The organism is Paraburkholderia bannensis, from assembly GCF_014200455.1.
GTDB classification, from domain to species: domain Bacteria; phylum Pseudomonadota; class Gammaproteobacteria; order Burkholderiales; family Burkholderiaceae; genus Paraburkholderia; species Paraburkholderia bannensis_A.
Genome location: NZ_JACHBW010000040.1, coordinates 1 through 24628, shown reverse-complemented (window position 1 = coordinate 24628; position 24628 = coordinate 1). Strand labels below are relative to the sequence as shown.

Here is a 24628-nt window from a genome sequence, read left to right as displayed (position 1 = left end):
AAGACGATGATGTACGGAACGCCAACCTGACGCGCCAGCAGGATGTGCTCACGCGTTTGCGGCATCGGGCCGTCAGCAGCCGAGCAAACCAGGATTGCGCCGTCCATCTGTGCCGCGCCTGTGATCATGTTCTTCACATAGTCAGCGTGGCCCGGGCAGTCGACGTGTGCATAGTGGCGGTTAGCCGTTTCGTACTCGACGTGCGCGGTGTTGATGGTAATGCCACGTGCCTTTTCTTCCGGCGCTGCATCGATCTGGTCGTATGCCTTCGCTTCGCCGCCGAACTTCTTGGTCAGAACCGTCGTGATCGCTGCCGTCAGCGTGGTCTTGCCGTGGTCAACGTGACCGATCGTGCCAACGTTGACGTGCGGCTTGGTCCGTTCGAATTTACCTTTTGCCATGTTTCTCTTCTTTCAAAAAAGTGGTGAACCGGTGACTGTGCGTTGCGGACCGGGCACCTGCCCGATCCGCTGCGTGCTCAAATGAGCGCCGATGCTTACTTCGCCTTCGCGCTAATGATCGCGTCGGCCACGTTACGCGGTGCTTCTGCGTAGTGCTTGAATTCCATCGTGTACGTTGCGCGGCCTTGCGACAGCGAGCGCAGCGACGTCGAATAGCCGAACATTTCCGACAGCGGCACTTCGGCGCGAACGATCTTGCCGCCACCAACCATGTCTTCCATGCCCTGGACGATACCGCGACGGCCCGACAGGTCGCCCATCACGTTGCCCATGTAGTCTTCCGGCGTTTCGACTTCGACAGCCATCATCGGTTCGAGGATGACCGGCTGCGCCTTGCGCATTGCTTCCTTGAACGCCATCGAGCCGGCCATGCGGAACGCATTTTCGTTCGAGTCAACGTCGTGGTACGAACCGAACGTCAGGTGAACCTTGACGTCGACAACCGGGAAGCCCGCCAGCACGCCTGCCTTCAGCGTTTCCTGGATACCCTTGTCCACTGCCGGGATGAATTCGCGGGGGATCACACCACCCTTGATCTCGTCCAGGAACTCGTAGCCCTTGCCTTGCTCGTTCGGCTCAAGCGTGATGACAGCGTGACCGAACTGGCCGCGACCGCCCGACTGCTTGACGAACTTGCCTTCGACGTCCTTCGCCGTGGAGCGGATCGTTTCGCGGTATGCAACCTGCGGCTTGCCGACGGTCGCTTCCACGTTGAATTCACGCTTCATACGGTCGACCAGAATTTCGAGGTGGAGTTCGCCCATACCCGAAATGATGGTCTGGCCCGATTCCTCGTCCGTCTGGACGCGGAACGACGGGTCTTCCTGTGCCAGGCGGTTCAGGGCGAGGCCCATCTTTTCCTGGTCAGCCTTGGTCTTCGGCTCGACGGCCTGCGAAATCACCGGCTCCGGGAAAATCATGCGTTCCAGGATGATCGGGTTCGCCGGGTCGCACAGCGTGTCGCCCGTGGTTGCTTCCTTCAGGCCCACTGCTGCAGCGATGTCGCCAGCACGAACTTCCTTGATTTCTTCACGGTTGTTCGCGTGCATCTGCAGAATACGGCCAAGGCGTTCCTTCTTGCCCTTGGTCGAGTTCAGCACCGTGTCGCCCGAGTTGACGACGCCCGAGTACGCGCGGAAGAAGATCAGCTGGCCGACGAACGGGTCGGTCATGATCTTGAACGCGAGTGCCGAGAACTTTTCGTCGTCAGCTGCGCGGCGCTCTGCCTTCTCGCCGCTTTCGAGTTCGCCCGTGACCGGGGGAATGTCCACCGGCGACGGCAGGAAGTCGATCACGGCGTCGAGCATACGCTGCACGCCCTTGTTCTTGAACGCGGTGCCGCACAGCATCGGCTGGATTTCGCAAGCGATGGTACGGTCGCGGATCGCCTTGACGATTTCCGCTTCGGACAGCTCTTCGCCGCCGAGGTACTTTTCCATCAGCTCTTCGCTGGCTTCAGCAGCCGACTCGATCATCTTTTCGCGCCATTCGTTGCACGAGTCAACGAGTTCTGCGGGGATCTCGACGTAGTCGAACTTCGTGCCTTGCGAGGCTTCGTCCCAAATGATCGCCTTCATCTTGATGAGGTCGACCACGCCCTGGAACGTGTCTTCTGCACCGATAGGCACCACGACCGGAACCGGGTTCGCCTTCAGACGCGTCTTCAGCTGGTCGTAGACCTTGAAGAAGTTCGCGCCCGTACGGTCCATCTTGTTGACGAACGCGAGGCGGGGAACCTTGTACTTGTTAGCCTGACGCCACACGGTTTCCGACTGGGGCTGAACGCCGCCCACTGCGCAGTAGACCATGCATGCGCCGTCGAGCACGCGCATCGAACGCTCGACTTCAATCGTGAAGTCGACGTGGCCCGGGGTGTCGATGATGTTGATGCGATGTTCGGGGTAGTTGCCGCCCATGCCCTTCCAGAACGCGGTCGTAGCAGCGGAGGTAATCGTGATGCCACGCTCCTGCTCCTGCTCCATCCAGTCCATGGTTGCAGCGCCGTCGTGAACTTCACCAATCTTGTGGTTCACGCCGGTGTAAAACAGAATGCGCTCGGTCGTCGTCGTCTTGCCGGCGTCGATGTGAGCGCTAATACCGATGTTACGGTAGCGCTCGATAGGAGTCTTGCGAGCCACTTTGATCCTCTATCGGGAGGTGCGCGCCGTAGTCGGACCCAACCGGGCCAACCCAACGCGCCTGAACACAAACGGGCGAGGCGCTTGATAAGCGCACCCGCCCGGAATTTTTTCCGTCTTTTGAGCCAACCCCAGAAGGGGTTTTCTCTTAGAAGCGGAAGTGCGAGAACGCCTTGTTCGCTTCTGCCATCCGGTGAACTTCGTCGCGCTTCTTCATCGCGCCGCCACGGCCTTCGGCCGCTTCGGAAAGCTCACCTGCCAGACGCAGGGCCATCGACTTCTCGCTGCGCTTCTTCGCGGCTTCACGCAGCCAACGCATCGCCAATGCCATACGACGCGAGGGGCGCACTTCGACCGGAACCTGATAGTTCGCACCACCAACGCGGCGGCTCTTCACTTCCACCACCGGCTTCACGTTGTTGAGCGCGACAGTGAACACTTCCAGCGGGTCCTTGCCACCCTTGGTCTGGATCTGTTCGAAAGCGCCGTACACGATACGCTCGGCAACCGACTTCTTGCCGGAGAGCATCAGCACGTTCATGAACTTGGCTACATCAACGTTACCGAACTTCGGATCCGGCAACACTTCCCGCTTGGGGACTTCGCGACGACGCGGCATGTTTCTTCCTTTAACTTTTCAGTTGAAGCGTGGATGGAACCCAACGCTCCGCGGCCACCAACTAACCCGATTCATCCATTACGACTTACCAGCCTGGTCGGGTGACCACTTACTCGACAGCACCGGCCAATCCGGCACCTGTCGCTTTTATCGCCAACGCCCGAAAGCGTGACGACCCTGGCTCTTACTTCGCAGCCTTCGCGCGCTTCGCGCCGTACTTCGAACGAGCCTGCTTACGATCCTTGACGCCCTGGGTATCCAGCGAGCCGCGAACCATGTGGTAACGCACACCCGGCAAGTCCTTCACACGGCCGCCGCGGATCAGCACAACCGAGTGTTCCTGCAGGTTGTGGCCTTCACCACCGATGTACGAAATGACTTCGAAGCCGTTCGTCAGACGAACCTTGGCAACTTTACGGAGTGCCGAGTTCGGCTTCTTCGGCGTCGTCGTGTACACGCGGGTGCACACGCCACGACGCTGGGGGCAGTCCTGCAGGGCCGGCGACTTGCTCTTCGTGACTTCCGAAGTGCGGCCTTTGCGAACCAGTTGATTGATGGTTGGCATTGTTTATTCCTGAAATTGAACAAAATCGATGCATTTATTTCCGGGCAAAGCGGAAAACCACGCATCTAAACTGCTACGAGAACGCCGGACCCTGAAATGCGCGACGAGCGCAGACATCTCAAAGACCGGAACCCAGCATGATATTCCGAAAATACCAAGCGAGTCAACGACTTGAGGTATTTCGGACCACAGAGAATGTGAAGAATGGGTGACGGTGCGGCGGCATCAAAAACCGCGCTCACCGTTAATCGGGAGGATTCGCCAACCCTCAATCGTCACCGACGACTTCGACCAGTTCCTCGCCGAAGCGCTCAAGCTTGCGCGCGCCCATACCGGCGATGTCGCGCAGCTCGTCCACCGATTCGGGGCCGTTGCGGGCGATCTCCGCCAGCGTGGCGTCGTGGAAGATCACGTAGGCGGGCACGCCCTCGCTCTTCGCGGTTTCCGTACGCCATAGGCGCAGGCGATCCCAGCGCGCACGCTGACGCGGGCTCATGCCGAGGGTCGGATCGGCGCGTTCGCTGGTGCGGCTTGACGACGCGCGCGTGCGCGTGGGCTTCACGTAGCGCCGCATCGTGACGCTCTGCTCGCCCTTGAGCACGGCCTTGCTCGCCTCGGTCAGCACGAGCGCGCCGTAGCCGTCGTGATCGACGGTGAGATAGCCGAACGCCACCAGCTGCCGGAAGATCGCGCGCCATTCGGGCTCCGACAGCGCCGCGCCGATGCCGAAGGTGGAGATCTTCTCGTGCCCGCGCTGCAGGATCTTTTCGTTGCGGTTGCCGCGCAGGATGTCGATCAGATGCCCCGCGCCAAAATTGAAGCCGCTCGCGCGCTGCGCGCGGAACACGCAGGAGAGCGCCATCTGCGCCTCGCGCGTGGCATCCCAGGTGGCGGGCGGCTCGATGCAGGTGTCGCAGTTGCCGCAGGGCTTGCTCTCTTCGCCGAAATAAGCGAGCAGGCGCACGCGCCGGCAGGTGGCCGTCTCGCACAGGCCGAGCAGCGCGTCGAGCTTGCCCGTCTGCACGCGCTTGTGCTGATCGTCGGCATCGGACTCGTCGATCATCTTGCGCTGCTGCACCACGTCGCCGAGACCATAGGCCATCCACGCATTGGCCGCCAGCCCGTCGCGGCCAGCGCGCCCGGTTTCCTGGTAATAGCCTTCCACGCTCTTGGGCAAATCCAGGTGGGCGACAAAACGTACGTCCGGCTTGTCGATACCCATGCCGAAGGCGATGGTCGCGCACATCACCACGCCTTCCTCGCGCTGGAACAGTTCCTGGTGCTTCTGGCGCACCTCGAACTCCATGCCCGCGTGATACGGCAGCGCGCGGATGCCCTGCCCCTTGAGCCATTCGGCGGTTTCCTCGACCTTGCGGCGCGACAGGCAATAAATCACGCCGGCGTCGGTCGTGCCGTCTGCGCGCGTGTGTTCCGCGCGGATGAAGTCGAGCAGCTGGGTGCGGGCGTTGTCCTTTTCGACGATGCGGTAGCGGATGTTCGGGCGATCGAAGCTGGAAACGAAGATGCGCGCGTCGTCGAGCGCGAGACGATGCACGATCTCGTCGCGCGTGATCGCGTCGGCGGTAGCCGTGAGCGCGATGCGCGGCACGTGCGGAAAGCGCTCGTGCAGGACCGACAGCTGGATGTATTCGGGGCGGAAATCGTGCCCCCATTGCGATACGCAGTGCGCCTCGTCGATCGCGAACAGGCCGATGCGCGTGCGTTCGAGCAGATCCAGAAAACGCGCGGTCATCAGGCGCTCGGGCGCCACGTAAAGCAGGTCGAGATCGCCTTCGCGCAGCGCGCGCTCAGTGGCCGCGGCTTCCGCGCCGCTGAGCGTGGAGTTCAGATAGGCCGCGCGCACGCCGACTTCGGTGAGCGCGGCTACCTGATCCTGCATGAGCGCGATCAGCGGCGAGACGACGATGCCCGCACCGAGCCCGGCTTCATGGCGCACCAGCGCCGGAATCTGGTAGCAGAGCGATTTGCCGCCGCCGGTGGGCATGAGCACCAGCGAGTCCCCGCCTCCTGCGACGTGTTCGACGATCTCGCCTTGCTGCCCTCGAAAAGCGGGATAACCGAAGACTTCGTTGAGGATTTCGAGGGAGCGGGACATGAAGGCGGCGGCGATGGAGCGAAAGGCGGTGGACCGGATTTTACCAACCCGGACGCACCGTGACCGCCGCGACCTCGAAGATTGGCCGTTTGGCCAGGGTAAAGCTGGAAATAGCGCTGCAAAATGCGCGCGCCTGGATCAGGCCTCGCGGCGGCGCATGACCTGCATCGCACCGACGATCGTCACGATGCCGGCGACGAACGACACCACCACGAGCAGGCCGAACGGCAGCAGCACGGCGCTGCCCACCATGAACACGAGCGAGCCGAGCGTGAGCAGCAAGGCGCCCATCTTCACCTTGCGCGCCAGTTGCATGATGAAGCCGATGATCAGGAACGCCCACAGCACGAGGAAGGTCGCGAAGAAGTTGGCCGCCTGTTCCTTGCCGACGAAATGCAGCAGATGCGAAAAATTGGCGACGCATGCCACCAGATTCAGGATAAGACCGATCCCGACGAACCACATGATTACTGCCTCCAGATTCAGATGAACGCCGACTGCGCTGTAGTACGAAATGACGCCGCAGGTCGGACTTGGCGCGCTACGTTAGCACGCGCCACCGTGACGCGCAGCGAGCCGCTGCCCGCCGCGGCGCGAAGTCGCAGGCGCGGGCGCGGGACGCGCGCGCCGCATCAGAAGCGGTTGCCGAGCTGGAAATAGACGCTGTGCGCACCGCGCGGCGCCATCGCGACGCCGAAGTATACCGGCCCGATCGCCGTCACCGCGCCGACGAAGGTGCTGGCGCTGCTCAGCCACGGTCCGCGCGCGAATTGCTTCGAGGTATTCCATACATTGCCGCCTTCCAGGCTCACGCCCGTGAAGATGCCGCGCAGCGGTCCCGAGCCATCCCTGGAGAGTTGCGCGAGGCCGCTGACACGCGCGTACGCGATGTAAGCACCGCTAAATTGATCCTGCGCGTAGGCCGACAGATGCTGGAAGCCGCCGAGCGTAAACAGATACGTAGGCGCGTCGCGACTGCTGCCGAATGCCCCACCCATCTCGAACGCCGCATTCAGGCTGAATATGTCGTGACTTGCGGCCCATAGTCCGCGTGCGTAGGCGATGTTGTAGCCGGAATCCGAGCCGCCGAGCCCCATCTCCGCGCGCCCTTCGAGGTGAAAGCCGTGGCGGGGAAATACCGGGTCGTCGAGCTGATCTATCCTGACTCCCGCGCTGGCCACTGTCTGCGTGGTCGGCGATAGCGACGGTGTTTCGGTTTGCGCCTGGCCCTGGCCGTCGAGCGCGAGCACCGACGAGCGCGCCTGGAACGACGTGCGCACCTGCGCGACGCCCGCTCGCGCCTCGCCCCAATTGCCAAGCGGTACGCCCACATCTAGCCCGACGCGCAGGTTCTGCTGCACGAAGGTGGCAAGCGGGCGCTCCCTGACGCCGTTGTCCGCATAGAAGTTCGCGTCGTTGCGGCGGATCGAGGCATAAGGCGCGAGATACACCTGCCCAAAGATCGGCTGGCGCAGTTCGGTGCGCCAGCCCAGATCGCGGCTGCCCAGAATGATGTCGTTGCGCCACGACAGGCCGCTCGCCGTGATCCACGGCAGACGGTGGCCGATCTGCAGCGAAAACGCGCCGTCGCCGTCGAAATTGGTCGACAGCCCGAGGCCGAACAGCAGGAAGTTCGGCCCCCAGCTCTTTTCGTTGGCCTCGACGTGCAGCACGCGTTCGCCCGGCGGGCCGGTCAGCGTCTGCGAGACGCTTTCCAGATCGTCGGTGCGCGCCAGCCGGGCGAGGTCTGCGTCGACGCTGGGCGCATCGTAGACATCGCCGGGCTTCACGCGCAGCGCCGCTTCAACGTGGCTTGCCGGGAGGCGTCCGCGCGTCGACACCTCGATGCGCGCGATGCGCGTTGCGGGCGGCAGCGCCGCAGCCTGGGACAGATTCGCGCGCCAGACGGCGTACTGCTGCGGCCCATCGGATAGCGCAGCAAGCCGCTCGCGCTGCTGGATCGCAGCCGCGTCGCCGGCCTGCACGGCGCGCTGCATGGCGCCGAAATCGGTGAACGAGAGCGAGCCCAAGTCGGGCTCAAGCAGGATATCGCTCGCGCGCAAGGTCGCCTTCTGCGCAGTCACGTTGCGCGACATCATCAGCCGCACCATCTGCGCCGTCACCGCCGCCATCGAATTGAGCTGATCCGCGCGCTGCAACTGCGTGCCGATATCGACGGCGATCACGATGTCCGCGCCCATCTCGCGGGCGACATCGATCGGCAGGTTCGATGCCGTGCCACCGTCGATCAGCGTGCGCTCGCCGATTTTCACCGGTGCGAACAGACCCGGCACCGCCATGCTTGCGCGCACCGCCAGCGGCAGCGAGCCGTCATGCAGCACCACGCGCTCGCCGGTTTCCAGATCGGTGGCGACGGCGCGAAACGGAATCGGCAAACGATCGAAATCGATGTCGCCGGGATATTGGCCGGTGTGCGTGCGCAGCAGGGCCATGAGCTGGTTGCCCTGCACAAGCCCGTTTGACGTTCTCAGATGGCCACCGCCAAAGCCCATTGGCAAGCCGATCGGATACATGAGATTGTCCTCGCGCGAGGACTCGGGCAGATCGCTGCGCGCATCGCGATCGAACGCGACGTCGCTCAGATTCTGGCCTGACAACGCCTGCTCGATGGCATCGGCGTTCATGCCGCTCGCGTAGAGCGCGCCGATCACGGCACCCATGCTGGTCCCTGCAATGCAGTCGACCGGCACATGCAAGGCTTCGAGTTCCTTGAGTACGCCTAAGTGGGCATAGCCGCGCGCGCCCCCTCCCGAAAGCGCGAGACAGATGCGCGGGCGTGCGGGCACCGCCGCCGGAGTTGCACCGCCACTTTCACCGGCCGGCGAAACGGTGTCTGGCGGCGACGAAGCATTGGCGGCAGCAGCGGCCAAGGTCATCAACAGCGCCGCCAGCCAGACAGCCAGCACGCGCGCGGGAGCGTTCAACCTCTGCCGCCACATGTGCTCAATCCTGCGCCAGCGAGCGCGCATACGACACATAGCCGTACATCGCCTCTTCGCGCGAGGTGCCGCGCAATTGCGCCCATGCGCCGTACTTCGCGCGAGCTATCGTGTCCATCACGCCAGGCCTGGCACAGCCCACGTCGCCGGAACGCGCCTGCTTATAGAGCGCGCGCAGCCGCAACAGGACGGCAGGCGGCAGCGGCCGCCCCGGCGCATTCATTTCGGCCACCGCGACCTCGAACGCGGCGGCAAGCGCCGCGCCGCTCAACGCCGGATCGACGCCGGACGGCGCAGGCATCGCGAATCGAGCGGCATCGCCGTCGGCCGAGCGCGCCGCGGCATTCCAGAATGCATCCTCCTCGGCGTACCGGTCCGGCTCGTAGCGAACCGCGCGGATGCGCGCGCCGCCAAATGCCAGTTGCAGACGGCCACTCGCCGCCAGCGTCGTGCCCGCCGCCGCGGCTTCGGTGAAGAGGGGCACACGCACCGTGCCATCGCTGGCGCAATCCGGCTCGCCGAAGCCAACCACGCGGAATGTGCCGGCTGACAGCGTCGAAAACTGCGAGAACAGATCGATCAGCGCGTTGCGGCCTTCGCAGACGCGCGCAACGGGGTTCGAGCCTCCTTGCTCCCAACGCACCTCGGCCGAAAGCAGCGCAAGCACGTCCTCGTAACGCTGCTCGCGCATTGCGCTCGTGAAGCGCTTGAGCAGCGACTGCACTTCATCCGGTGTACACGGCTGCGCCTCCATTGCCGCAGCCGTCTCCTGCGGCACGGCCTCGAAAAAATCGAGCACGCTGCTCACGACCTGATCGCGATCGTTGTCGACGCAGATCATGTGGTAGCTGTTTTCGAGCACCACGACCCGCGCATCGGGCGCCTTGCGGGCGATCAGCGCCGCCGATTTCAGGCTGGTCAATTCGTCCTCGCGCGCATGGACGACTAGCGTCGGACATGCAATGCCCGGCAAATCTCGCTTGACCTGGCGGCGCAGACGATCGACTTCGCGAATGCACGCGAGCGGCACCCAGCGATAGTGGAAATTGTCGCCGCGCGCGAATTTCGCCTTGACGATGTTGCGCACCAGCGCGTTCTTGATACCGAATGGTTCGCTTTCCTCAATTTTCATTCTGGCGGGCAGCACGGGCAGGTAGTAGGCGAGATGGCGCGCCGCGCGCCACCACGGCGTGCTCCATCCGTCGATGTAGAGCGGCGGCGCCAGCGTGACGAGGCGGCCCTTGTCGTGCCGTTCGAGCGCGCACAGTGCGGCAGCGAGCAGCGCGCCCATGCACATGCCCATTACATGAAAGACCTCGTACTGGCCGATAAGCTCGCGATATTTCGCCCTGACCGCATCGATCCAGGCTTCCGCGCGTATCGAAACCAGCGCCTCCGGCGTGGTGCCGTGGCCGGGCAACGTCAGTGAATGTGTTTCGATGCCGCAGCGCTTGAGATGCTTGTGCATTGAGCCGAGATCGAATTGCGTGCCGCCCAGTCCGTGGATCAGGAGCACCCCTGTGCGTGGTCTCATGATTCACCTCGCCGCCGGGGACGGGTTTTGCCAAACCCCGGCCGCGAAAGCGACACGGCCATTGCCATCCGAAAGCGGCGAACCGAGATCGAACAGTTCGATCCAGTCCTGGCCGCCGCGCACGCGCGCAAGGCGAAACCGTAGATGCGCGGGCGCCGTCAGCACGGCGGTATCGGGCGCGCACCAGCGCTCGCGCAGCCTCGCGCGGTCCTGCGGATGCACGAGATCAATGACATCGTCGATGGTGGCCAGCCGCCCGGCGGTGTGGCCGGTCAGCCGCAGCACGTCGCCAAACCACTGCACCCTGCCGGTCGCGGGATCGACCGAGTAGGCCGCCTGCGCGGCGCCGGCGAGCGCGAGCTCCAGATCGGTACGCCAGCACTCGGCTTGCAGGCTGGCTTGTGCCTGCGCAGCGCGTAACGCATGCACGATGAGCACGAGCATCGCCGAGACGCCGATGTAGAGCTGTGCCTGCAGCAAGGTGAGCGAGGCCGGCACCGACTGCGCAGCAAAAGGCCCCTCACCCGCCGCCGTATGGCCGAGACAGATGAGCATCAACGCGAACACCGCCAGCGTGCCGCCGCGCGCCCCGCCCACGATCGTAACGATCACGACGCAGAACATCGGCAGATAAAGCGGACACGCTACGCCCACGGCCTCCATGCTGCCGGTCGTCGCACGGTCGAACAGCCACCACGTAATCGCCACCATCGCGGCGAACGTGGCATAGCCCACGATTTCGCGCCCGCCGTCGCGCGGCGCGGAGCGCCTCGGGCGAAACTGAGCCCAGACGGCAAGCAGAGGAAACGTGATGCACACGCCCACGAAGATCGCGGCGCTCCATTGCCACATCGGCGCCCACAGCGGCATGTCTTTCGCGATCGAGAAATACAGCGCACCGCCGCCGCCGAGCAACACGGCGCTCACGAGCGCGGCCAACACGACGGCCTGCAGCAGGTGCAGGCCTTCCAGCGGCACGCGCATGCGGCGCACGAGCGTTGCGGCCGCCAGCGGCGCGACACCCGCCAGAACTCCGAGCGCGATCGAGGACGGCACATCGCGTCCGCCCAGATGAGAGAGCACGGCCTGCAAGAGCGCGAATGCGATGGCGAGCGCACCATCTGCTGCACAGCGCGGCAACAGCATGGCGGCGAGGCTCACGCCCGTGGGCAGCCAGACATAAGGCGCCAGCGCGGCGGTGTTGACGTTGAACTGGCCCGACAGCGCGCCGGTTGCCAAATAAAGAAGAAGCCAGCATGCCGCATGCGAAAGCGGCATGTTGCGAGCACGGAGATTCATTGCACCGTCACGGTGAAGGCGGTGCGAACGGCAAGGAGCTGGACGCATCGCGCGGTTGAGCGAGACGTCAACGCATCATCGGCCCTGCGGGCAGACGCGACGCATCAACGCCCTCCCATGCTAGGGGCGTCGATTTTGCGTGAATGTAAGACGATTCTGAATTTGAGAGGATTACTCTCAAAATTGTAGGAGTTTTCCTCGTGGTTTCTCACTGGGCGAGTCCGCGCTGCGGACGCGGGACGAAAAAAAACCGCCCGGTCGAAACCGGGCGGTTTTACGAGGTACTTCGTGATGCGAGAGGCGGCATGCGCCGCCCTTCGCCTTACTCGTCCGTCGTATGCGGCTGGTGCGGCGTTTCCACCGGCACTTCGGCGGCCGGAGCTTCCGGCGTACCGAATTCGAACGCTTCTTCCGCTGCGATCTGGTCGAAACGCTCGCGATCCGACGATTCCTTCGCACGGCGCGCCTTGTGGAAGGCGAGACCCGTACCAGCCGGAATCAGACGGCCGACGATGACGTTTTCCTTCAGACCGCGCAGATCGTCGCGCTTGCCCATGATCGCCGCTTCGGTCAGCACGCGGGTCGTTTCCTGGAACGATGCCGCCGAGATGAACGAATCGGTCGAGAGCGAAGCCTTCGTGATACCGAGCAGCACGTTCTCGTACGTTGCCGGGCGCTTGTCTTCCGCGATCATCTTGTCGTTCTCGTCGAGCATGTCCGAACGCTCGACTTGTTCGCCAGGAATGAAACGCGTATCGCCGTTGTCGACGATCTGCACGCGGCGCAGCATCTGACGCACGATCACTTCGATGTGCTTGTCATTGATCTTCACGCCCTGCAGACGGTACACGTCCTGCACTTCGTCCACGATGTAACGCGACAGCGCTTCGATACCCTGCAGACGCAGGATGTCGTGCGGATCGGCCGGGCCGTCCACGATCATTTCGCCCTTGTTGACGACCTGTGCATCGTGAACCAGAACCTGCTTTTCCTTCGCGATCAGGAACTCGTGCTGATTGCCTTCGAGGTCCGTGATAACGAGACGCTGCTTGCCCTTCGTGTCCTTACCGAACGACGTCGTACCCGTGACTTCCGCCAGGATACCTGCGTCCTTCGGCGAACGTGCTTCGAACAGTTCCGCCACACGCGGCAGACCACCGGTAATGTCACGCGTCTTCTGCGCTTCGGTCGGGATACGTGCGAGCACTTCACCCACCTGCACTTGCTGACCGTCCTTCACCGTGATCAGTGCGCCGACCTGGAAGCCGATCTGCACCGAGTGCTCGGTGTTCGGGATCTTGACTTCCTCGCCGTTCGCGTCGAGCAGCTTGACCTGCGGACGCACGCTCTTCGAAGCCTGCGAACCACGGCGCTTCACGTCGATCACGACCAGCGTCGAGAGACCCGTCACATCGTCGATCTGCTTGGCAACCGTCACGCCTTCTTCGACGTTTTCGAACTTCACCGTACCACCGTACTCGGTGATGATCGGACGCGTCAGCGGATCCCACGTGGCGAGCTGGGTGCCGGCCTTGATCTGGTCGCCGTCGAGTTGCAGCAGCGTCGCGCCGTACGGCACCTTGTGACGCTCGCGCTCGCGGCCATGATCGTCGGCGATGATGGCTTCGCCCGAACGCGAAATGACGATCTGCTCGCCCTTCGCATTCGTGACGTAACGCATCGTCGCCGTGAAGCGGACCGTACCGTTCGACTTGGCTTCAACCGACGAAGCCACGGCTGCACGCGATGCCGCACCACCGATGTGGAACGTACGCATCGTGAGCTGCGTGCCCGGTTCGCCGATCGACTGTGCTGCGATCACGCCGACAGCTTCGCCGACGTTCACGCGCGAACCACGACCCAGGTCGCGGCCATAGCAGCTTGCGCACAGGCCATAACGCGTTTCGCAGGTCAGCGGCGTACGCACGCGCACTTCGTCGATGCCAAGGCTTTCGATCGTTTCGACAGCGTCTTCGTCGAGCAGGTCGCCCGAAGCGTAGATCGTTTCCTGGGTTTCAGGATTGACGACGTCCGCCACCGCAACGCGGCCGAGAATACGGTCGCGCAGCGCTTCGACAACTTCACCGCCTTCCACGAGGGCCTTCATCGCCACGCCGTTCGACGTGCCGCAATCTTCCTCGACGACCACCAGATCCTGCGTGACGTCGACGAGACGACGCGTCAGGTAACCCGAGTTCGCGGTCTTCAGTGCCGTATCAGCCAGACCCTTACGTGCACCGTGGGTCGAGATGAAGTACTGCAACACGTTCAGACCTTCGCGGAAGTTCGCGGTAATCGGCGTTTCGATAATCGAGCCGTCCGGCTTCGCCATCAGGCCGCGCATACCCGCCAGCTGGCGAATCTGGGTTGCGGAACCCCGCGCGCCCGAGTCGGCCATCATGTAGATCGAGTTGAACGATTCCTGACGCGTTTCCTTGCCGTCGCGGTCGATGACCGGTTCCGTCGCGAGCTGCTCCATCATCGCCTTGCCGACCGCTTCCGACGTGTTCGACCAGATGTCGACCACGTTGTTGTAGCGTTCCTGCGCGGTGACGAGACCCGACATGTACTGACGGTCGTATTCCTTCACCTTCTTCGCGGCGTCGCCGACGATGGTTTCCTTCTGCGGCGGCACGAGCATGTCGTCCACGCAGATCGAAATACCGGCGCGCGTTGCCAGGCGGAAACCCGACTGCATCAGCTGGTCAGCGAAAATCACCGTCTCACGCAGACCGCACTTGCGGAACGCGGTGTTGATCAGACGCGAGATTTCCTTCTTCTTCAGCGGCTTGTTCAGCACCGAGAACGGCAGACCCGGCGGCAGGATTTCCGACAGGATCGAACGGCCAACCGTCGTTGCGTACAGCGTGATCTTCGGCACGAATGCCGGTGCGCCTTCCGACTTGTCCTCGTTGTGGACCATTTCGGTAATACGCACGTTCACACGCGAGGCCAGCTCGACTTCCTTGTTCTCATACGCGCGGAGCACTTCCGACACGCCCGTGAACGTCATGCCTTCGCCCTTGGCGTTGATCGCTTCGCGCGTGGCGTAGTACAGGCCCAGCACGATATCCTGCGACGGCACGATCGACGGATCGCCGTTGGCCGGGAACAGGACGTTGTTCGACGCCAGCATGAGCGTGCGCGCTTCCATCTGCGCTTCGAGCGACAGCGGAACGTGAACAGCCATCTGGTCACCGTCGAAGTCGGCGTTGAACGCCGCGCAAACGAGCGGATGCAGCTGGATTGCCTTACCTTCGATCAGCACCGGCTCGAAAGCCTGAATGCCAAGACGGTGCAGCGTCGGTGCACGGTTGAGCATGACCGGATGTTCGCGGATCACCTCTTCCAGAATGTCCCACACCACCGGCGTCTGGTTCTCGACTTCCTTCTTCGCAGCCTTGATGGTCGTCGCAACGCCCATCGTTTCCAGCTTGTTGAAGATGAACGGCTTGAACAGTTCGAGCGCCATCAGCTTGGGCAGACCGCACTGGTGCAGCTTGAGCGTCGGACCCACCACGATGACCGAACGGCCCGAGTAGTCCACGCGCTTGCCCAGCAGGTTCTGACGGAAGCGGCCGCCCTTACCCTTGATCATGTCGGCGAGCGACTTCAGCGGACGCTTGTTGGCGCCCGTCATCGCCTTGCCGCGACGACCGTTATCGAGCAGCGAGTCAACCGCTTCCTGGAGCATCCGCTTTTCGTTGCGGACGATGATCTCCGGCGCCTTCAGCTCAAGCAGACGCTTCAGACGGTTGTTACGGTTGATGACGCGGCGATACAGGTCGTTCAGGTCCGAGGTCGCGAAGCGGCCACCGTCCAGCGGCACCAGCGGACGCAGTTCGGGCGGCAGCACCGGCAGCACTTCGAGCACCATCCATTCGGGCTTGATGCCCGAACGCTGGAAGGCCTCGAGCACCTTCAGGCGCTTGGCGTACTTCTTGATCTTCGCTTCCGAGCCGGTGTTCTTCAGCTCGGTGCGCAGCGTTTCGACCTGCTCGTCGATGTTGATCGCGCGCAGGAGTTCACGCACGCCTTCCGCGCCCATTTCGGCACGGAATTCGTCGCCGTATTCCTCGACCTTATTGTAGTAATCCTCTTCGGTCATGATCTGACGCGCCTTCAGCGGCGTCATGCCCGGTTCGATCACCACGTATGCCTCGAAGTACAGCACGCGCTCGATGTCGCGCAGCGTCATGTCGAGCACCATGCCCAGACGCGACGGCAGCGACTTCAGGAACCAGATGTGCGCGACCGGCGAGGCCAGTTCGATGTGGCCCATGCGTTCGCGACGCACCTTCGCCAGCGTCACTTCAACGCCGCACTTCTCGCAGATCACGCCACGATGTTTCAGGCGCTTGTACTTGCCGCACAGGCACTCGTAGTCCTTGATCGGGCCGAAGATCTTCGCGCAGAACAGACCATCGCGTTCCGGCTTGAAGGTACGGTAGTTGATCGTTTCCGGCTTCTTCACCTCACCGAACGACCACGAGCGGATCTTGTCCGGCGAGGCCAGACCGATCTTGATCGCGTCAAAAACTTCTTCTTGTTGGACTTGCTTGAATAGATCGAGCAGAGCTTTCATTGCCTTCTCTCCGTAGTCCGATTAGTTGCGGTCGAGGTCGATGTCGATACCGAGCGAGCGGATTTCCTTCACCAGCACATTGAAGGATTCCGGCATGCCCGCATCGATCACGTGGTCGCCCTTGACGAGGTTTTCATACACCTTCGTCCGGCCCGTCACGTCATCGGACTTCACCGTCAACATTTCCTGCAGCACGTACGAAGCGCCATACGCTTCGAGCGCCCACACTTCCATTTCACCGAAGCGCTGGCCACCGAACTGCGCCTTACCACCCAGCGGCTGCTGCGTGACGAGCGAGTACGGACCCGTCGAACGCGCGTGCATCTTGTCGTCGACAAGGTGGTGCAGCTTCAGGTAGTGCATGTAGCCCACGGTCACCGTACGTTCGAACATCTCGCCCGTGCGGCCGTCGTACAGACGGACCTGGTTCTTCGACGGCGTCATGCCGAGGTTCTGCGCGATGTCGTCCGGGAACGCCAGATCGAGCATCTTGCCCATTTCCTCTTCGGTCGCACCGTCGAACACCGGCGTTGCGAACGGCACGCCTTCGCGCAGGTTCTTCGCGAGTTCGAGGATCTCGTCGTCGCTGAAGCTGTCGAGGTCTTCCTTGTGGCCCGACTCGTTGTAGATCTTCGTGAGGAACTCACGCAGCTCTGCAACCTTGGTCTGACGCGCAAGCATCTCGCCAATACGCCAGCCCAGACCCTTCGCGGCCCAGCCCAGATGCACTTCGAGAACCTGACCCACGTTCATCCGTGACGGAACGCCCAGCGGGTTCAGCACGACGTCGGCCGGACGGCCATCCGCCATGTACGGCATGTCTTCGATCGGAACGATCTTCGACACCACACCCTTGTTACCGTGACGGCCTGCCATCTTGTCGCCAGGCTGCAGGCGGCGCTTGACTGCCAGGTACACCTTGACCATCTTCAGGACGCCCGGCGGCAGTTCGTCGCCTTGCGTGAGCTTCTTGCGCTTCTCTTCGAACGCCAGATCGAACTGGTGACGCTTTTCTTCGATCGAGTTCTTGATGGCTTCGAGCTGTGCCGCTGCTTCTTCGTCCGCGAGGCGGATGTCGAACCAGTGGTAGTGGTCGAGGTCGCTCAGGTAAGCCTGATCGATCTTGGTACCCTTCGCGAGCTTCTTCGGACCACCGTTCGCGACCTTGCCGTCGAGCATACGCGCCAGACGCTGGAACGCGTCGCCTTCCACGATGCGCAGCTGGTCGTTCAGGTCGAGGCGATAGCGCTTCAGTTCATCGTCGATGATCTGCTGGGCACGCTTGTCGCGGGTAATGCCTTCACGCGTGAACACCTGCACGTCGATGACCGTGCCGCTCATGCCCGAGGGCACGCGCAGCGACGTATCCTTCACGTCCGAAGCCTTCTCGCCGAAGATCGCGCGCAGCAGCTTTTCTTCCGGCGTGAGCTGGGTTTCGCCCTTCGGCGTGACCTTGCCCACCAGCACGTCGCCCGCTTCGACTTCCGCGCCGATGTACACGATGCCCGACTCGTCGAGACGGCCAAGCTGCACTTCCGCGAGGTTCGAAATGTCGCGCGTGATTTCTTCCGGTCCGAGCTTCGTGTCGCGAGCAACGACATTCAGTTCTTCGATGTGGATCGACGTGTAACGGTCGTCGGCGACCACCTTCTCCGAGATCAGAATCGAGTCTTCGAAGTTGTAGCCGTTCCACGGCATGAACGCGATCAGCATGTTCTGGCCGAGCGCGAGCTCGCCCAGATCGGTCGATGCGCCGTCAGCCAGCACGTCGCCGCGCGCCACCCAGTCGCCCATCTTCACGATCGGACGCTGGTTGATGTTCGTGTTCTGGTTCGAACGCGTGTACTTGATCAGGTTGTAGATATCAACGCCAACCTCACCGGCAACCGCTTCGTCGTCGTTCACACGAATCACGATACGGCCAGCATCGACGTAGTCGACCACGCCGCCACGCAGCGCCTGAACCGTCGTACCCGAGTCGACCGCAACGGTGCGCTCGATGCCCGTACCGACGACCGGCTTTTCCGGACGCAGGCAAGGCACGGCCTGACGCTGCATGTTCGAACCCATCAGTGCACGGTTCGCGTCATCGTGTTCAAGGAACGGAATCAGCGAAGCTGCAACCGAGACGATCTGCGACGGCGCCACGTCCATGTACTGGATGCGGTCCGGCGTGACCATCAGCGTTTCGCCTGCTTCACGCGCCGAGACGAGTTCGTCGGTCAGCGTGCCGTCGTCAGCCACTGCCGCGTTCGCCTGAGCGATCACGTAACGGCCTTCTTCGATCGCCGACAGGTAGTCGATCTGGTCGGTCACCTTGCCGTCTGCAACCTTGCGATACGGCGTTTCGAGGAAGCCGTATTCGTTCAGGTGCGCGTACAGTGCGAGCGAGTTGATCAGACCAATGTTCGGACCTTCCGGCGTCTCAATCGGACACACGCGGCCGTAGTGGGTCGGGTGCACGTCGCGGACTTCAAAGCCAGCGCGCTCGCGCGTCAGACCGCCCGGGCCAAGTGCCGAAACACGGCGCTTGTGGGTGATTTCCGACAGCGGGTTGGTCTGGTCCATGAACTGCGACAGCTGCGACGAACCGAAGAACTCGCGAATCGCCGACGAAATCGGCTTCGAGTTGATCAGGTCGTGCGGCATCAGGTTTTCGCTTTCGGCCTGGCCGAGGCGTTCCTTGACTGCACGTTCGACACGCACGAGACCTGCGCGGAACTGGTTTTCCGCCAGTTCGCCGACGCAACGCACACGACGGTTGCCCAAGTGGTCGATATCGTCCACTTCGCCCTTGCCGTTGCGCAGTTCGACCAGGATCTTGATCGTCGCGAGGATGTCGTCGTCCTGCAGCGTCATCGGGCCGACGATTTCGTCACGGCCCACGCGGCGGTTGAACTTCATACGACCCACCTTCGAGAGGTCGTACGCTTCTTCGCTGTAGAACAGACGGTTGAACAGCGCCTCGACCGCTTCTTCGGTCGGCGGTTCGCCCGGACGCATCATGCGGTAGATCGCGATGCGAGCTGCCATCTTGTCGGCGGTTTCGTCGATACGCAGCGTCGACGAGATGTAAGGACCTTGATCCAGATCGTTCGTGTAGAGCGTCTGGATGTCCTTGATCTTCGCTTCGCGCAGCTTGTCGAGCACGCCTTCGGTGATTTCGTCGTTCGCGTTGGCGATGACTTCACCCGTGTCGCCGTCGACAACGTTCTTCGCGAGAACGCGGCCGAGCAGGTAGTCTTCGGGCACCGAAATAAAGGTGGTCTTGGCGCTTTCGAGGTCGCGGATGTGCTTGGCGTTGATGCGCTTGTCCTTCTGGACAATGACCTTGCCTTCACGATCGGTGATGTCGAAACGCGCGACTTCGCCTCGCAGACGCTCCGGCACGAACTCCATCTGCGCGCCTTCCGGCATCAGCGTGAAGTTGTCGAACACGAAGAAGTTCGCGAGGATCTGTTCCGGCGTCAGGCCGATGGCCTTCAGCAGGATCGTGACCGGCATCTTGCGGCGACGGTCGACGCGGAAGTACAGCACATCCTTCGGGTCGAACTCGAAATCGAGCCACGAACCGCGGTAAGGAATGATACGTGCCGAAAACAGCAGCTTGCCCGAGCTGTGCGTCTTGCCCTTGTCGTGTTCGAAGAACACGCCAGGCGAGCGGTGCAGCTGCGAGACGATGACACGTTCCGTGCCGTTGATGACGAACGAGCCAGTAGGCGTCATGAGCGGAATTTCGCCCATGTACACTTCCTGCTCCTTCACTTCCTTCACGACCGGCTTGCTCGGCGATTCCTTGTCGAGCAGGACGAGACGGACTTTGGCACGCAGCGCCGAGCAGTACGTCAAACCGCGTTGCTGGCATTCCTTGATGTTGAATGCCGGCGACGACAGCATGTAGCTGACGAACTCTAGACGAGCAAAGCCGTTATGGGAAACAATAGGAAAAACAGACGTGAACGCTGCTTGCAGACCTTCAGGCTTGCGCTGGGCGCTCGCCGTTTCTGCTTGCAGGAACGTACTGAATGATTCAAGCTGGGTTGCCAGCAGGAAAGGAACCTGGTGAACGATGGGGCGTTTCGCGAAACTCTTGCGAATACGCTTCTTCTCGGTGAAGGAATATTGCATACGATCTCCGAATCACGGCGGGTAGGACGACCCGAGTGTTCACCGACTGAGACCCGATGGCTGCGCGAGCCCTGGAAGCTTGGTGGTTGGCCTCTACCAACCGCTGGCTGACGGCAGCGGATACCGGCTTGTCATAACTTGCCCGCTGCCCGACCAAACTTGCCTTCTGCAGTCGCTTCAGAAGACAAAGAGAAGCGTCGTGCGCACAGACGGCGATCAAAAACTCACCCTGCACAAGACGTTTTTCTTTGGCTTCTGGGTCCCGCATCCCGCCTCCGCTTTCGGCAAAAATTGCCGAAAAATCGAACACAAAAACGCAGAACCCAAAAAGCACAAAAAGGCCGGCGGTGTAAAAACCGCCAGCCTTCGCACAGCGCGCTGAAACTTACTTGATTTCAGCCTTCGCGCCGGCTTCTTCCAGCTTCTTCTTGGCTTCTTCAGCAGCAGCCTTGGGCACAGCTTCCTTAACAGGCTTCGGTGCACCGTCAACCAGGTCCTTCGCTTCCTTCAGGCCGAGACCCGTCAGTTCGCGAACAGCCTTAATGACCGAAACCTTGTTTGCGCCAGCTTCGAGCAGGTTGACCGTGAATTCGGTCTGCTCTTCAGCAGCAGCAGCTGCGCCGCCGCCTGCCGGGCCTGCGACTGCCACAGCAGCTGCCGACACGCCAAACTTCTCTTCGAATGCCTTGACCAGTTCGTTCAGTTCGAGAACCGACATCGAGCCAACGGCTTCGAGGATGTCTTCTTTTGCGATTGCCATTTGAAATTACTCCAGATTTGAATTCGGAAACAGCTAGCGATCTTCGCTCGCTCTTGCTTGTTCGTTCGCGGCCTGAAATCAGGCAGCGGTTTCTTCTGCTTGCTTCTTCTCTGCCAGCGCGGCGAGAGCACGCGCGAAGCCGGAGACAGGAGCTTGCATGACGAACAGCAGCTTCGAGAGCAGTTCTTCGCGGCTCGGGATGTTGGCCAGCGCTTGCACGCCTGCCACGTCCATCACCTTGCCTTCGTAGGAACCAGCCTTGATGACCAACTTGTCATTGCTCTTTGCGAAGTCGTTCACGACCTTCGCAGCAGCAATGGCATCTTCCGAGATGCCGTAGATCAGGGGGCCAGTCATCTGCTCTGCCAGCGGAGCAAACGGGGTACCTTCAACAGCGCGACGCGCCAGCGTGTTCTTCAACACGCGGAGGTACACCTGCTGCTCACGCGCTTTCGCGCGCAGCTTGGTCAGATCGCCAACCGCGATTCCACGATACTCGGCCAGCACCATGGTCTGAGCCTTCGCGACTTGCGCGGAGACTTCAGCCACGACGGCCTGCTTACCTTCTTTGTTCAGTGGCACGGTTAACCTCCAGATTCGACACCCAACGCGATTGCGCCAGATGCCGCGTTCAACAACGGCGACCGACCAGTCCGGAGTAAATCAGCTTGCATCGTCAGACGTTGCCGTCTGCCTTGCTCACATCAACACTTCAAAACTTTTTCGGGTTCGCCATCTGCGTTGGCTTTACATTAAGGAAGCACCTGACTGCTGCACTCCCACCAACGGTCTTTGACAACCGGTTGCGCGATGCGGTACTTGCCACCGCGCAACCGCCCAAAGCCCTTTAATCCGCGCTGCCGCCTTTTCAGGCTTCAACGCGGCAAAACTGTTTGCGACGCTTGCGACAATCAGGCCGACAGCGACGACTGGTCGACGCGAACGCCAACGCCCATCGTGCTCGAAACAGCGATCTTGCGCAGGTACACGCCCTTGCTCGTTGCCGGCTTGGCCTTGGTCAGCGCTTCGAGGAGCGCGTCCAGGTTGCTGCGCAGCGCGGTCGCTTCGAACGATGCACGGCCGATGGTCGCGTGGATGATACCGGCTTTGTCGACGCGGAATTGCACCTGACCAGCCTTCGCGTTCTTGACCGCGGTAGCGACGTCCGGCGTAACCGTGCCGACCTTCGGGTTCGGCATCAGGCCGCGCGGGCCGAGGATCTGACCGAGCGTACCGACGACGCGCATCGTGTCCGGCGAAGCGATCACGATGTCGAAGTCCATGTTGCCAGCCTTGATCTGTTCAGCCAGATCTTCCATGCCGACGATTTCCGCGCCAGCTGCCTTGGCTTGCTCAGCCTTTTCGCCTTGTGCGAAAACAGCAACGCGAACCGACTTGCCCGTACCTGCCGGCAGAACGACCGAACCACGAACGACCTGGTCCGACTTCTTCGCATCGATGCCGAGTTGGACTGCGACGTCGATCGACTCGTTGAACTTTGCCGTAGCGCATTCCTTCACGAGCGACAGTGCGTCAGCGATCGGGTATTGCTTTTGGCGGTCAATCTTGGCAGCCAGTGCCTTTTGACGCTTCGAAACCTTAGCCATTTACACGCCCTCCACGACGATGCCCATCGAGCGGGCGCTACCAGCGATCGTGCGGACCGCTGCATCCATATCGGCTGCCGTGAGGTCCGGCATCTTGGTCTTGGCGATTTCTTCGGCTTGCGCACGGGTGATCGTAGCGACCTTGTCCGTGTGCGGCTTTGCCGAGCCCTTGTCGACCTTCGCTGCCTTCTTGATCAGAACGGTAGCCGGCGGCGTCTTCAGGACGAACGTGAAGCTCTTGTCAGCGAACGCGGTGATGACGACCGGAATCGGCAGACCCGGTTCCATCGCCTGGGTCTGCGCGTTGAACGCCTTGCAGAACTCCATGATGTTCAGGCCGCGCTGGCCCAGTGCCGGACCGACCGGCGGCGACGGGTTGGCTTTACCTGCAGGAATCTGCAGCTTGATAAAGCCAATGATTTTCTTTGCCATGTTGAAAACCTCAATGGAACGCGCGAGCGTTCAGGTGAGTGGTAGCGCGCGTTCGCAAAATCTTCGCTGTACCAACATTTTTACAGCCGACCGAGCTACTGACGCTCCTCTACGGCCATAACGCGGACCGTAAGCGCGGAAAAACGGACCGCACCCAAAGGTGCGATCCGTAGTATTCGATTTACAGCTTTTCGACCTGGCCGAATTCGAGTTCGACCGGTGTGGCGCGACCAAAAATGGTGACTGATACCCGGACACGCGATTTTTCGTAATTGACTTCTTCGACGCTGCCGTTGAAGTCCGTGAACGGGCCTTCCTTCACACGAACCATCTCGCCGACTTCGAACAGGGTCTTGGGGCGCGGCTTCTCAACGCCTTCCTGCATCTGCGACATGATTTTTTCGACTTCGCGCGGAGAAATCGGGCTTGGGCGATTGCGCGCCCCGCCGACGAAACCCGTCACCTTTGCCGTGTTCTTCACGAGGTGCCACGTTTCATCCGTCATTTCCATTTCGACCAGGACATAGCCCGGGAAGAAACGACGTTCGGTCACTGACTTGTGACCACCCTTCACCTCAACGACTTCTTCAGTCGGGACGAGGATCTGGCCAAACTTGTCCTGCATGCCAGCACGATCGATGCGCTCTTGAAGCGCACGTTGCACGCTCTTCTCCATCCCGGAGTAGGCGTGCACCACATACCAACGTTTTCCGCTCGGGGATGCCGGTGTATCGCTCATATCATTTCCAACCCAGAATCGCCGAGAAAATCACCCATTCGATGGATTTGTCGCAAACCCACAGAAAGATGGCCATTACCAGCACAAAACCGAAGACCACCAGGGTCGTTTGCGTGGCCTCTTTTCGAGTCGGCCAGACGACCTTGCGAACTTCCTTGTACGAGTCTTTGGCAAACGCGATGAAGCTCTTGCCGGGCGCCGAGAGAAGACCGACTACCACACCTGCGATGACGCCAACTGCGAGCGCTGCACCGCGGACATACCACTCCTGGCTACCGAGCCAGTAGAACCCTACGAACCCGGCCACAACCAACAATACGCCCACTACAAGCATCAGCTTGTCGCTGGAAGTATTAACAGTCTCGACGGAAGGATTCGCCATAACACCTTAAAGAACAACGCGCTAGAGGCGCGGGAAGTTGGCAGGGGCAGAGGGAATCGAACCCCCAACCTTCGGTTTTGGAGACCGACGCTCTGCCAGTTGAGCTATACCCCTAAACCATGCTGGGGTGGCGGTTAAACCACCCCGAAACCACTCAGTCGATCACCGAGACTGGCAAAAAACTTACTCGATGATCTTTGCAACCACACCAGCGCCGACGGTACGGCCACCTTCGCGGATTGCGAAGCGCAGACCTTCTTCCATCGCGATCGGAGCGATCAGCTTCACCGTGATCGACACGTT

General features: G+C 61.7%; 18 protein-coding genes, 1 tRNA gene and 1 pseudogene. 1 reads left to right on the top strand and 19 read right to left on the bottom strand.

Features of this window, described 5'->3' with window-relative positions:
• The 11 genes from F4827_RS34050 to rpoB form a co-directional block, all read right to left on the bottom strand.
• The coding region (locus F4827_RS34050) for a GTP-binding protein (protein ID WP_183733385.1) at positions 1–401 on the bottom strand (401 nt) is incomplete at its 3' end.
• A 95-nt stretch (positions 402–496) separates the two neighbouring features.
• Positions 497–2599 (bottom strand): elongation factor G, encoded by a 2103-nt coding sequence (gene fusA / locus F4827_RS34045; protein WP_183733382.1) that lies wholly within the window; start codon positions 2597–2599, stop codon positions 497–499.
• A 148-nt stretch (positions 2600–2747) separates the two neighbouring features.
• The gene (rpsG, locus tag F4827_RS34040; RefSeq protein ID WP_006053291.1) at positions 2748–3218 is read right to left on the bottom strand and encodes a 30S ribosomal protein S7; all 471 of its coding nucleotides are present in this window, start codon (positions 3216–3218) and stop codon (positions 2748–2750) included.
• A 184-nt stretch (positions 3219–3402) separates the two neighbouring features.
• The gene (rpsL, locus tag F4827_RS34035; RefSeq protein WP_027821136.1) at positions 3403–3783 is read right to left on the bottom strand and encodes a 30S ribosomal protein S12; all 381 of its coding nucleotides are present in this window, start codon (positions 3781–3783) and stop codon (positions 3403–3405) included.
• Between the two features lie 268 nt (positions 3784–4051).
• Positions 4052–5899: a DNA helicase RecQ gene (gene recQ / locus F4827_RS34030; RefSeq protein WP_183733379.1), complete on the bottom strand. Its 1848-nt coding sequence runs from the start codon at positions 5897–5899 to the stop codon at positions 4052–4054.
• 138 nt (positions 5900–6037) lie between these two features.
• Positions 6038–6364 carry a hypothetical protein gene (locus tag F4827_RS34025; RefSeq protein ID WP_183733376.1) on the bottom strand — a complete coding sequence of 109 codons (327 nt, stop codon included), beginning with the start codon at positions 6362–6364 and terminating at the stop codon, positions 6038–6040.
• Positions 6365–6531: 167 nt separating this feature from the next.
• Complete coding sequence (locus tag F4827_RS34020) at positions 6532–8859, bottom strand: patatin-like phospholipase family protein (protein ID WP_183733373.1); 2328 nt, start codon at positions 8857–8859, stop codon at positions 6532–6534.
• A gap of 4 nt (positions 8860–8863) precedes the next feature.
• Positions 8864–10393 (bottom strand): acyl-CoA-binding protein, encoded by a 1530-nt coding sequence (locus F4827_RS34015; protein ID WP_183733370.1) that lies wholly within the window; start codon positions 10391–10393, stop codon positions 8864–8866.
• 3 nt (positions 10394–10396) lie between these two features.
• Positions 10397–11692: an MASE1 domain-containing protein gene (locus F4827_RS34010; RefSeq protein ID WP_183733367.1), complete on the bottom strand. Its 1296-nt coding sequence runs from the start codon at positions 11690–11692 to the stop codon at positions 10397–10399.
• Positions 11693–12014: 322 nt separating this feature from the next.
• Positions 12015–16277, bottom strand: coding sequence for a DNA-directed RNA polymerase subunit beta' (gene rpoC, locus F4827_RS34005; RefSeq protein ID WP_183733364.1), 4263 nt, complete (start codon positions 16275–16277; stop codon positions 12015–12017).
• A gap of 21 nt (positions 16278–16298) precedes the next feature.
• Positions 16299–20405 carry a DNA-directed RNA polymerase subunit beta gene (gene rpoB / locus F4827_RS34000; protein ID WP_183733361.1) on the bottom strand — a complete coding sequence of 1369 codons (4107 nt, stop codon included), beginning with the start codon at positions 20403–20405 and terminating at the stop codon, positions 16299–16301.
• 82 nt (positions 20406–20487) lie between these two features.
• Here rpoB and F4827_RS33995 point away from each other — a divergent pair, with 82 nt between their 5' ends.
• The gene (locus F4827_RS33995; RefSeq protein ID WP_183733359.1) at positions 20488–20787 is read left to right on the top strand and encodes a hypothetical protein; all 300 of its coding nucleotides are present in this window, start codon (positions 20488–20490) and stop codon (positions 20785–20787) included.
• Positions 20788–20790: 3 nt separating this feature from the next.
• Here the strand turns inward: F4827_RS33995 and rplL are convergent, their stop codons facing one another.
• The 8 genes and pseudogenes from rplL to F4827_RS33955 all read right to left on the bottom strand — a co-directional run.
• Complete coding sequence (rplL, locus tag F4827_RS33990; protein WP_027821097.1) at positions 20791–21165, bottom strand: 50S ribosomal protein L7/L12; 375 nt, start codon at positions 21163–21165, stop codon at positions 20791–20793.
• 78 nt (positions 21166–21243) lie between these two features.
• Complete coding sequence (gene rplJ / locus F4827_RS33985) at positions 21244–21747, bottom strand: 50S ribosomal protein L10 (protein WP_183733355.1); 504 nt, start codon at positions 21745–21747, stop codon at positions 21244–21246.
• Positions 21748–22076: 329 nt separating this feature from the next.
• Positions 22077–22772, bottom strand: a complete 696-nt coding sequence (rplA, locus tag F4827_RS33980; protein ID WP_167065659.1) for a 50S ribosomal protein L1 — start codon at positions 22770–22772, stop codon at positions 22077–22079.
• Positions 22773–23204, bottom strand: a complete 432-nt coding sequence (rplK, locus tag F4827_RS33975) for a 50S ribosomal protein L11 (protein WP_027821100.1) — start codon at positions 23202–23204, stop codon at positions 22773–22775. It lies immediately after the preceding gene.
• Between the two features lie 181 nt (positions 23205–23385).
• Complete coding sequence (gene nusG, locus F4827_RS33970; protein ID WP_027821101.1) at positions 23386–23943, bottom strand: transcription termination/antitermination protein NusG; 558 nt, start codon at positions 23941–23943, stop codon at positions 23386–23388.
• A gap of 1 nt (position 23944) precedes the next feature.
• On the bottom strand, positions 23945–24325 hold the full coding sequence (gene secE / locus F4827_RS33965; RefSeq protein WP_183733352.1) for a preprotein translocase subunit SecE: 381 nt from the start codon (positions 24323–24325) through the stop codon (positions 23945–23947).
• A 38-nt stretch (positions 24326–24363) separates the two neighbouring features.
• A tRNA-Trp gene (locus F4827_RS33960) sits at positions 24364–24439 on the bottom strand.
• A 69-nt stretch (positions 24440–24508) separates the two neighbouring features.
• Positions 24509–24628: pseudogene (locus tag F4827_RS33955) on the bottom strand (elongation factor Tu); the annotation flags it as partial.